This is a genomic window from Helicobacter pylori (assembly GCF_001998165.1).
Lineage (GTDB): Bacteria > Campylobacterota > Campylobacteria > Campylobacterales > Helicobacteraceae > Helicobacter > Helicobacter pylori_DL.
On sequence record NZ_MTWR01000084.1, the window covers coordinates 1 to 8,254 of the forward strand.

Annotated in this window: 8 protein-coding genes and 2 pseudogenes; 5 read left to right on the forward strand and 5 right to left on the reverse strand. The window is 37.7% G+C overall.

Annotated features, from left to right (window positions below; translation table 11 throughout):
* The 3 genes and pseudogenes from BZK24_RS08060 to BZK24_RS08070 form a co-directional block, all read right to left on the reverse strand.
* Positions 1–489 (reverse strand): annotated as a pseudogene (locus BZK24_RS08060) (SabA family sialic acid-binding adhesin); the annotation flags it as partial.
* Positions 490–834: 345 nt separating this feature from the next.
* Positions 835–1,293, reverse strand: a complete 459-nt coding sequence (locus BZK24_RS08065) for a sialic acid-binding protein (RefSeq protein ID WP_077657117.1) — start codon at positions 1,291–1,293, stop codon at positions 835–837.
* 28 nt (positions 1,294–1,321) lie between these two features.
* Complete coding sequence (locus BZK24_RS08070) at positions 1,322–1,744, reverse strand: DUF1104 domain-containing protein (protein ID WP_001254635.1); 423 nt, start codon at positions 1,742–1,744, stop codon at positions 1,322–1,324.
* Positions 1,745–2,008: 264 nt separating this feature from the next.
* Between BZK24_RS08070 and BZK24_RS08075 the strand changes: the two genes are divergently transcribed.
* From BZK24_RS08075 to BZK24_RS08095, 5 genes are all read left to right on the forward strand, one after another.
* Positions 2,009–2,641: a LysE family transporter gene (locus tag BZK24_RS08075; protein WP_077657118.1), complete on the forward strand. Its 633-nt coding sequence runs from the start codon at positions 2,009–2,011 to the stop codon at positions 2,639–2,641.
* A gap of 68 nt (positions 2,642–2,709) precedes the next feature.
* On the forward strand, positions 2,710–4,449 hold the full coding sequence (locus tag BZK24_RS08080; RefSeq protein WP_077657119.1) for a DNA polymerase III subunit gamma/tau: 1,740 nt from the start codon (positions 2,710–2,712) through the stop codon (positions 4,447–4,449).
* Positions 4,446–4,847: a tRNA (adenosine(37)-N6)-threonylcarbamoyltransferase complex ATPase subunit type 1 TsaE gene (gene tsaE / locus BZK24_RS08085; RefSeq protein WP_077657120.1), complete on the forward strand. Its 402-nt coding sequence runs from the start codon at positions 4,446–4,448 to the stop codon at positions 4,845–4,847. Before BZK24_RS08080 ends, tsaE begins: the two co-directional genes overlap by 4 nt.
* Positions 4,848–4,859: 12 nt before the next feature.
* A complete protein-coding gene (gene lptB, locus BZK24_RS08090; RefSeq protein WP_000353249.1) occupies positions 4,860–5,582 on the forward strand; it encodes an LPS export ABC transporter ATP-binding protein in 723 nt (240 codons plus the stop codon).
* Between the two features lie 2 nt (positions 5,583–5,584).
* Positions 5,585–6,829, forward strand: a complete 1,245-nt coding sequence (locus BZK24_RS08095; protein WP_077657121.1) for an RNA polymerase factor sigma-54 — start codon at positions 5,585–5,587, stop codon at positions 6,827–6,829.
* Positions 6,830–6,840: 11 nt separating this feature from the next.
* Here BZK24_RS08095 and BZK24_RS08100 read toward each other — a convergent pair.
* Positions 6,841–7,544, reverse strand: a pseudogene (locus tag BZK24_RS08100) (Fic family protein).
* On the reverse strand, positions 7,544–8,254 hold a 711-nt coding region (locus tag BZK24_RS08105), incomplete at its 5' end, for an HD domain-containing protein (protein WP_143424403.1). The gene BZK24_RS08105 and the pseudogene BZK24_RS08100, both read right to left, overlap by 1 nt.

Below are 8,254 nucleotides of genomic sequence, written 5' to 3' on the forward strand. Positions count from 1 at the left end.
GAGGTTTTCGGCGAGTGCTTTCATTTTATTATAAGTTTCTCGTTTCATAAAACATTGTTGTAATCCTGTGCAGTTCCCATCTTTATGGATTCTTCCAAGAGGAGCATTAGATCCATCATTAAAATTGTTCACAAAAAAACTGAGAGCGTTCCCTGCATAAAGACTCCAAAAAGCCAATACCGAAGTGATAACAGCTTGCGTGGTGTTGTAGATGGGCGATGTTTCTTTGTTTGTGTGGTTGTTACTCGCAAAGCTTTTTAAATCGCTTAAAGCATTGTTGACAGCCTGACTGTTGTTCGCCGTTTGAATGCTTTGTTTTAACGAAGCCAATTGGGCTAAAGATTGGCTCAATTGCTCGTATTTTTCGTTCAAATTTTTCAATTCGCCGGTGTTTTTAACCATTTGCACCGCTTCACCGATTTGATAGCCGGCGCTCACAAAAAAGCCGTTGTCTTCAGCGTTTAAGAGCGATGAAGCGAGAGAGAGAGAGTAAAAATTGTTTTTTCATAAAAGTGTTCCTTAAAGTAATTTTTTTATTGTAAACATGAATAGAAATGAAAATTTATTTACAATATGTTTAACTTTACCATAAATTTATTGGATTTCAAAAAAAAAAAAAAAAAAAAAGATTTTGGGGTGTTTTTTAACTATTTATCTTTAGAGTGTTAATTTTTGTAATAATGAAACCATCTTTTGAATCTTATAAGCAATATTTAATGAGAACAGAATTTTGATAACGCTTAACAGAACGCATTTACCCCAAACGCTAAAAGCGTTTAGGATTCTGCTTAAAGAATTTGAAGCTTTGATAGAGAGAGTGGTGTGGTTTAAGCTTTAGTGCTTATCGCTGTGATCTTCATCATGGTGGTCATGGTCTTTATCGTCATGATCTTTGTCATGTTTTTTGCCATGCTTCTTGCCATGCTTATCGTGTTTGTGCTTTTTCCCATGCTTGCATGATCTCAATCCAAAATCATCATCCATGTCTTCCATGTTGCCTTTTTTAAGCGCTTCTTTAATGGCTTTTTGGCGGGCTTCAAAATCCGCCACGGTCATTTTGTCTGTGTTTTTAACTGCATATTCATGCAATTGTTTATGAAACGCCTTTCTCTTGTCTTCAGGCATCTTTTCCATGCGTTTTTTCAACTCTTTTGTGTAATCCACAATATCCTGCGGAGCGACAATGCCAGCCATTTTAGCCAAATCTTCATCGCTTGTTTTGCTGAAATCCTTGGCGTTTAAAGCCACAAATAACAACGCGCTAACAGAAAGTATTTTCAACGCTTTTTTCATGTTTTATCCTTTTAAATTAAATTTTATCTCACTTAGGAGAGCAATGTTCGTCTTTTTTTTTAACAGCCCTACACCAAACTTTTCTCGTATCGCCGCTGCAAACGCTCACATTAAGTCCTTTTGCCTTGATTTCTTCAGCGCTCAAACCTTTGGTTTTTTCTTCTAATTCTTTACGCACTTCTTCACGCATTTTTTTGAAATCCTCTTCACTCATTTTGGAAAGATTCTTCCTAGCGATCCGGCTGAAATTCGCACGGAATTTCTTAGCGTCCTCAGCGTTTAAAGCTTTAAGGCGTTTAGACACTTCCATGCGATAATCAATCGCTTCATTAGAAGGCAGAGTGCCTGCTAATTTTAAAAGTTCCTCGTTTTTGAGTTGCGAAAAATCCCTAGCGCCTAAAACCTGTAATCCAAGCAAAGCTAACAGGCAAAAAGCCAAACTCCTTCTCATTCCCAATCCCTTGTTGTCTAAATTTTTGCCGCATGACGACAGCAAATTTTGGCATTTTACCATGTTAATCTTAACTTATTCTCAAATGCCACTAAGAGCGCTAAAAAATGGGGTTTTTAAATTTCGTGCAACCATTGTGTATCATCATTTAATTTTTATTTATAAAGGTCGTTTTAAACCCTAAAATTTTAAAATATCGTTTTTGAATTTTTGATAGTAGTGCTGATGGTTTTGGCTTATTTTGAGTGAAAGGATTTAAGCAAGATGTTTGTGGTTTTTATAGAAGGTTTTGGTTTAGCGATTTCTTTGTGCGCGGCGGTGGGGGCGCAATCCTTGTTTATTGTGGAAAGAGGCATGGCTAGGAACTATGTGTTTTTGATTTGCACTCTGTGTTTTATGTGCGATATTGTGTTAATGAGCATGGGCGTGTTTGGCGTGGGGGCTTATTTTGCGAAAAATCTTTATTTGAGCTTGTTTTTGAATTTATTTGGGGCGGTTTTTACCGGATTTTACGCTTTTTTAGCTTTAAAAACCCTTTTTCAAACCTTTAAAAAGAAGCAAGTCCAAACCCCCAAAAAACTATCCTTAAAAAAGACCTTATTATTCACTTTAGGCGTTACCCTACTCAACCCGCAAGTGTATTTGGAAATGGTGTTTTTAATTGGCGCGAGCGCTTTGTCTTTTGATTTAGCGCAAAAATTTGTCTTTTTAGCCGGCACTTTATCAGCGGCTTTTTCTTGGCTTTTATTGTTATGCACTTTATCGTTGCGTTATGGCTCCAAACTTTTAAACAACCAAAAAATCTTTATGGGCGTGAATCTCTTTGTAACCGCTATCATGGGAACGCTTAGTATTAATTTATTTAAAGATTTTTTAGCGCTATTGAGTCAAACCTAAAAAGGGGCTAGTTTTAAGTCATTTTGCATTACAATACTCCTAAATGAGTTTTAAGGATTACAATCAATATGCAAGTTTTAGCGTTAAAATACCGCCCCAAACATTTTAGCGAGCTAGTCGGTCAAGAGAGCGTGGCTAAAACGCTTTCTTTAGCCCTAGACAACCAGCGTTTGGCTAACGCTTATTTATTCAGCGGGTTAAGAGGTTCAGGCAAAACCAGCTCTTCTAGGATTTTTGCTAGGGCTTTAATGTGTGAAACAGGGCCAAAGGCTGTGCCTTGCGATACTTGCATCCAATGCCAGAGCGCTTTAAACAACCACCATATAGATATTATAGAAATGGACGGGGCGTCTAATAGGGGGATTGATGATGTCCGTAATCTCATAGAGCAAACCCGCTACAAACCAAGCTTTGGGCGTTATAAAATCTTTATCATTGATGAAGTGCATATGTTCACCACCGAAGCGTTTAACGCGCTATTAAAGACTTTAGAAGAGCCTCCTAGCCATGTGAAATTCCTTTTAGCGACAACGGACGCTTTGAAATTGCCCGCTACCATACTCAGTCGCACCCAGCATTTTAGGTTTAAAAAAATCCCTGAAAATTCCGTTATTTCTCATTTAAAAACCATTTTAGAAAAAGAACAAGTGAGCTATGAAGCAAGCGCATTAGAAAAACTCGCTCACAGCGGGCAAGGGAGCTTGAGGGACACGATCACTCTTTTAGAGCAAGCCATCAATTATTGCGATAACGCTATTACAGAAAGCAAGGTGGCTGAAATGTTAGGGGCGATTGATCGGAGCGTTTTAGAAGATTTTTTTCAAAGTTTAATCAACCAAGATGAAGCGCGATTACAGGAGCGTTATGCCATTTTAGAAAATTATGAAACCGAGAGCGTTTTAGAAGAAATGATGCTTTTTTTGAAAGCGAAATTATTAAGCCCTGATTCTTATTCTATCCTTTTAATAGAGCGTTTTTTTAAAATCATTATGAGCAGTTTGAGCCTTTTAAAAGAAGGGGCAAATGCCAGTTTTGTGCTGTTGTTATTGAAAATGAAATTCAAAGAAGCTTTGAAACTCAAAGCCCTAGACGATGCGATTTTGGAATTAGAACAAAGCAAAGAAAGCGTTTTTAAACCAATAAATCAAAACGCTAACGCCCCTAAACAAGAACCCAAAAGCACAGAAAGAATAGAGGGCACAGAAAAAAGAGAGGGCGCAGAAAAAAGAGAGGGCACAGAAACCCCGCAAACTCCCATGCTTTCAGCCAAAGATCGCATTTTTCACAACCTTTTCAAACAAGTTCAAACATTGGTTTATGAGCGCAACTATGAATTAGGGGCGGTGTTTGAAAAAAATATCCGTTTCATTGATTTTGACAGCCAGACTAAAACCTTGACTTGGGAGTCTTTAGCCACTGATAAGGATAAGGAGCTTTTAAGAGAACGATTTAAAATCGTGAAAAGTATCGTTGATGGGGTTTTTGGAAAGGGCGAAAATATCAAAATCGCTTTAAAAAATCATTTGGAAAATAAAAGTGCTTTAGAAGTGGTTAAAGAGTTTAAATTCCCTTATTCAAAGCCTAAACCAACCACCGAAACGACGGCTGAAACTAAAGAAAATGAAACTAAAGAGGCGGCTGAAAAAGAAACTAAAGAAAAAGAGATTAAAGAAAACGACACTAAAGAGGTTCAAGAAACCCAACCAAAAGAAACCCCTACAGCCTTGCAAGAATTCATGGCTAACCATTCTGATCTCATTGAAGAGATTAAAAGCGAGTTTGAAATCAAAAGCGTGGAATTGTTATGAGAGCGCATTTAGACGAGTTAGACAAAGTGGCTACTGCAATTTTAAAAGATGATTTTAAGGGGGTGGTGCTTTTAAAGGGCGTTGTGGGGAGTGGTAAAACGACTTTGGTTCAAGCGTGCTTGAAACACTTGGGTTTAGACATTCAAGCGACTTCGCCCACCTTTAGCCTGATGCATGCTTATAGCGAGAGTGTGTTCCATTATGATTTTTACATGCGCGATTTAGAGGCTTGCTTGGAGCTTGGCATGTTGGAGTGCTTGTTAGAAAAGGGGATCCATTTTGTGGAATGGGGCGATGAAAAATTAGAAAAAATTTTAAAAAAATACGATTTAGCTATTAAGGTTGTGGAAATCAAAACCGAATCAACCAGCCGTTTTTATACGATAAAGATCGCTTAAAGGGTCGCTTGAATGGATATTTTAAAAGCAGAGCATTTAAACAAACAGATTAAAAAAACCAAAATCGTTTCAGACGTTTCTTTAGAAGTGAAAAGCGGCGAAGTGGTGGGGCTTTTAGGGCCTAATGGGGCGGGTAAAACCACCACCTTTTACATGATATGCGGGCTTTTAGAGCCTAGTGGGGGGAGCGTTTATTTAAACGATGTGAATCTAGCTAAATACCCCTTACACAAGCGTTCTAACTTAGGCATAGGCTACTTGCCCCAAGAATCCAGCATTTTTAAAGAATTGAGCGTGGAAGAGAATCTAGCCCTAGCAGGGGAGACCACTTTTAAAAACTCTAAAGAGAGCGAAGAAAAAATGGAAAGCTTGCTTGATGCTTTTAATATCCAAGCCATAAGAGAGCGCAAAGGCATGAGCTTGAGTGGGGGAGAAAGAAGGCGTGTAGAAATCGCTAGGGCTTTAATGAAAAACCCTAAATTCGTGCTATTAGACGAGCCTTTTGCGGGCGTGGATCCGATTGCGGTGATTGACATTCAAAAGATTATTGAGAGCTTGATTGGATTAAACATTGGCGTGTTGATTACTGATCACAATGTGCGAGAGACTTTGAGCGTGTGCCACAGGGCGTATGTGATCAAAAGCGGCACGCTTTTGGCGAGCGGGAACGCTAATGAAATTTATGAAAACGCTTTGGTGCGTAAGTATTATTTAGGGGAAAATTTTAAGGTGTGAATATGGCGATCTTACGTGCAAACCTTAGCCCTAAAAACAAATTAAACGCTACCTTAAAAGGGTGGCTACCTATTTTGCAAAGCGAGCTTGAAGATTTAGAAGAAGTGTTGAAACAAAACGCTTTAGATAATCCCTTAATCAAAATTGAAAACAAACGCATCAAAAATTTTAGCGATCGCTTTAATCCTAAAAAGAATAGCGATCATTTAGAAAATTTCGCAATCGCATCTAAAAGCCTTTTTGAAACCTTAGAAGCTCAAATCATTCCCCCCATCTTTCCCACTGAAACCTCTCAAAAAATCGCTATGGATATTATCAGCGGGCTGGATAGTGAAGGGTATTTTGAAGAAAACATTGAAGAAAGGGCTAAAATTTTAGGGGTGGAGAGCGAAGTTTATGAAAAAGTGCGCAAGCGTTTTAGTTACCTTAATCCCGCTGGCATTGGCGCTAAAGACGTGAAAGAGAGCTTTTTATTCCAATTAGAGGGTAGGGAATTGGACAATAACGAGCTTTATGAAGAAGCGCGAAAGATCATTTTAAATTTAGAAAAACACCATGAATTTTCTAAAGATTTTTATTATGAAAAGGCTTTAAAGATTTTAAAATCCTTTAAAAACCCCCCAGCTATTGAGTTTTTAGAAAAAGAAATAGAAGTCATTCCTGAGCTTTTTATTTTAGAAGTGGATAATGAAATGATTGTGCGTTTGAACGATGAGAGCTACCCGACGATCAGTTTAGAAGAAAATCGCTTTAAGGATAGCGATTATTTGAAAGACAAATTAAAAGAGGCTAAAGATTTGATTGATGCGTTAAATTTGAGAAAAGCCACGATTTATAAAATCGGTCTGATGCTTTTAGAGTATCAATACGATTTTTTTAAGGGTAAGGAATTGCGCCCTTTAAAATTATTGGATTTAGCCAATGAGTTTAACCACTCTGTAAGCACGATTTCAAGGGCCATTTCTAATAAATATTTGGCATGCGAAAGGGGGGTTTTCCCTATTAAACATTTCTTTAGCATCGCCTTAGACAATAGCGAGACTTCAAACGCTGTGATTAAAGACTATCTTTTAGAATTGATTAAAAACGAAGACAAAAAAGAGCCTTTGAGCGACGCTAAGATTTTAGAACTCATTGAAGAAAAATTCCATTTGAAAATGGTAAGAAGAACGATCACCAAATACCGCCAATTGCTCAACATCGCTTCTTCAAGCGAGAGGAAAAGGCTCTATTTGATGCGTGCTTGAAAACCATGATTTTAGGGCTTATTCTTATTGAGTATCATTTGCCCTTGTATGCGTGTGAGTTCAAACTCTTGGGATACTTTGGCGAGTTGGTATAAGATTTCTGTATTGTGCGTGTCTAAAGCCTTAATGTAAGCCTCTTTTTGTCCTTTGGTGATCACAAATGGTATTAAGTTTTGCTCTAAAACGCTATAAAAGATTAGCATTCTGCCCACCCTACCATTACTATCGCTAAAAGGGTGTATCCTTTCAAACAAAATGTGTTGTTCTAAAATAGCTTTTAGTTTTTCTTCTTTATCTTGTAAGGTTTTCATCTTATAATTGAGATTATCGCACCATTCTTTCATAGCCATAGGCACTTGAAAATGGGGGGTCGTTTCAAAACTAGCTCCTAAAATGGTATTATCAGTCGTTTTGAAAGCCCCCTTATTGGGGAGTAAAAAATTCATTAAAATCCCATGCAACTCCCTTATAAAAAAACTATCCATGCTTTGTCTTTTATTCAGGTTTTCTAACAGAAAGAAGAGCATGTTTTGATAGTTTTTCACTTCAAAGAAGGCTCTTTGGGGCATTTCTCTAGGAATGTATTCAGTGGTTAAAATACTTATGGTTTCAGCAAGGCTCAAAGGATTGTTTTCAATAGCAGTGCTATGATAGCCATGCGAATGGTTAAATCCATAGCGTAATCGTTAAATTCTAGTAATTCTTTATAGTTCATTATTTAAAATCCCTAAACAATTTCCCTAAATCCAAATCAAGCAGTTCCGTTTGGGATCGCAATTCTAAAAGGTTTTGAGCCCCTTTAATCAAATCGTTACTGGAAATGCCATGAGAAAGAGAGATTTGGGCTTCTAAAAACGCGCTCAAATGATCGCACACCTTTAAAAGCTCTCCGCAAACCCCAAGATATTCATCGCTGTTATAAAGCGTGAACAATTCTTCAGCGTCTTTAGTGAAAATGATTTTGTTAGACTTGTCTTTGCAGCGGTTTTTAAACTCGTTTTCGGTGAAATATTTCAAATCTTCTTGAACGCCCAAAGACACAAAGGAATAGACTTTGTTTTGCATTTCTTTTTTTTCAATTTCTTTAATGCAGTGATCAAGCCCTGCAACGCTTTGTTTGATGGGTGTGATAATGTCTCGGGTTAAAATCTCGGGTAAATCATGGAAAAGCCCGCCCAAAAAATGATTGATCCGCATGCTTTTACAAGCTTTTAAATCAAAACTCAATAAATACCCCATAATCGCCACGCATAAGGTATGCCCTAGGACACTGGTTTGTGGCACTCTTGGAGTTTGGCTCCAGCGCTTTTGGAAACGCAACTGCCCAAACATGCTCACCAATTTTTTCAGATCTTCTTTTTCCCCAAAAAGCCCTTCAAACAAATGCTCGTTATTGTGGAGTTGCTTGTCAATTTTATCTTTAAT

Coding starts and splice junctions, on each gene's coding strand:
- BZK24_RS08095 (WP_077657121.1), top strand. CDS start 5,585: ATGGCGATCTTACGTGCAAACCTTAGCCCTAAAAACAAATTAAACGCT.
- lptB (WP_000353249.1), top strand. CDS start 4,860: ATGGATATTTTAAAAGCAGAGCATTTAAACAAACAGATTAAAAAAACC.
- BZK24_RS08075 (WP_077657118.1), top strand. CDS start 2,009: ATGTTTGTGGTTTTTATAGAAGGTTTTGGTTTAGCGATTTCTTTGTGC.
- BZK24_RS08070 (WP_001254635.1), bottom strand. CDS start 1,744: ATGAGAAGGAGTTTGGCTTTTTGCCTGTTAGCTTTGCTTGGATTACAG.
- tsaE (WP_077657120.1), top strand. CDS start 4,446: ATGAGAGCGCATTTAGACGAGTTAGACAAAGTGGCTACTGCAATTTTA.
- BZK24_RS08065 (WP_077657117.1), bottom strand. CDS start 1,293: ATGAAAAAAGCGTTGAAAATACTTTCTGTTAGCGCGTTGTTATTTGTG.
- BZK24_RS08080 (WP_077657119.1), top strand. CDS start 2,710: ATGCAAGTTTTAGCGTTAAAATACCGCCCCAAACATTTTAGCGAGCTA.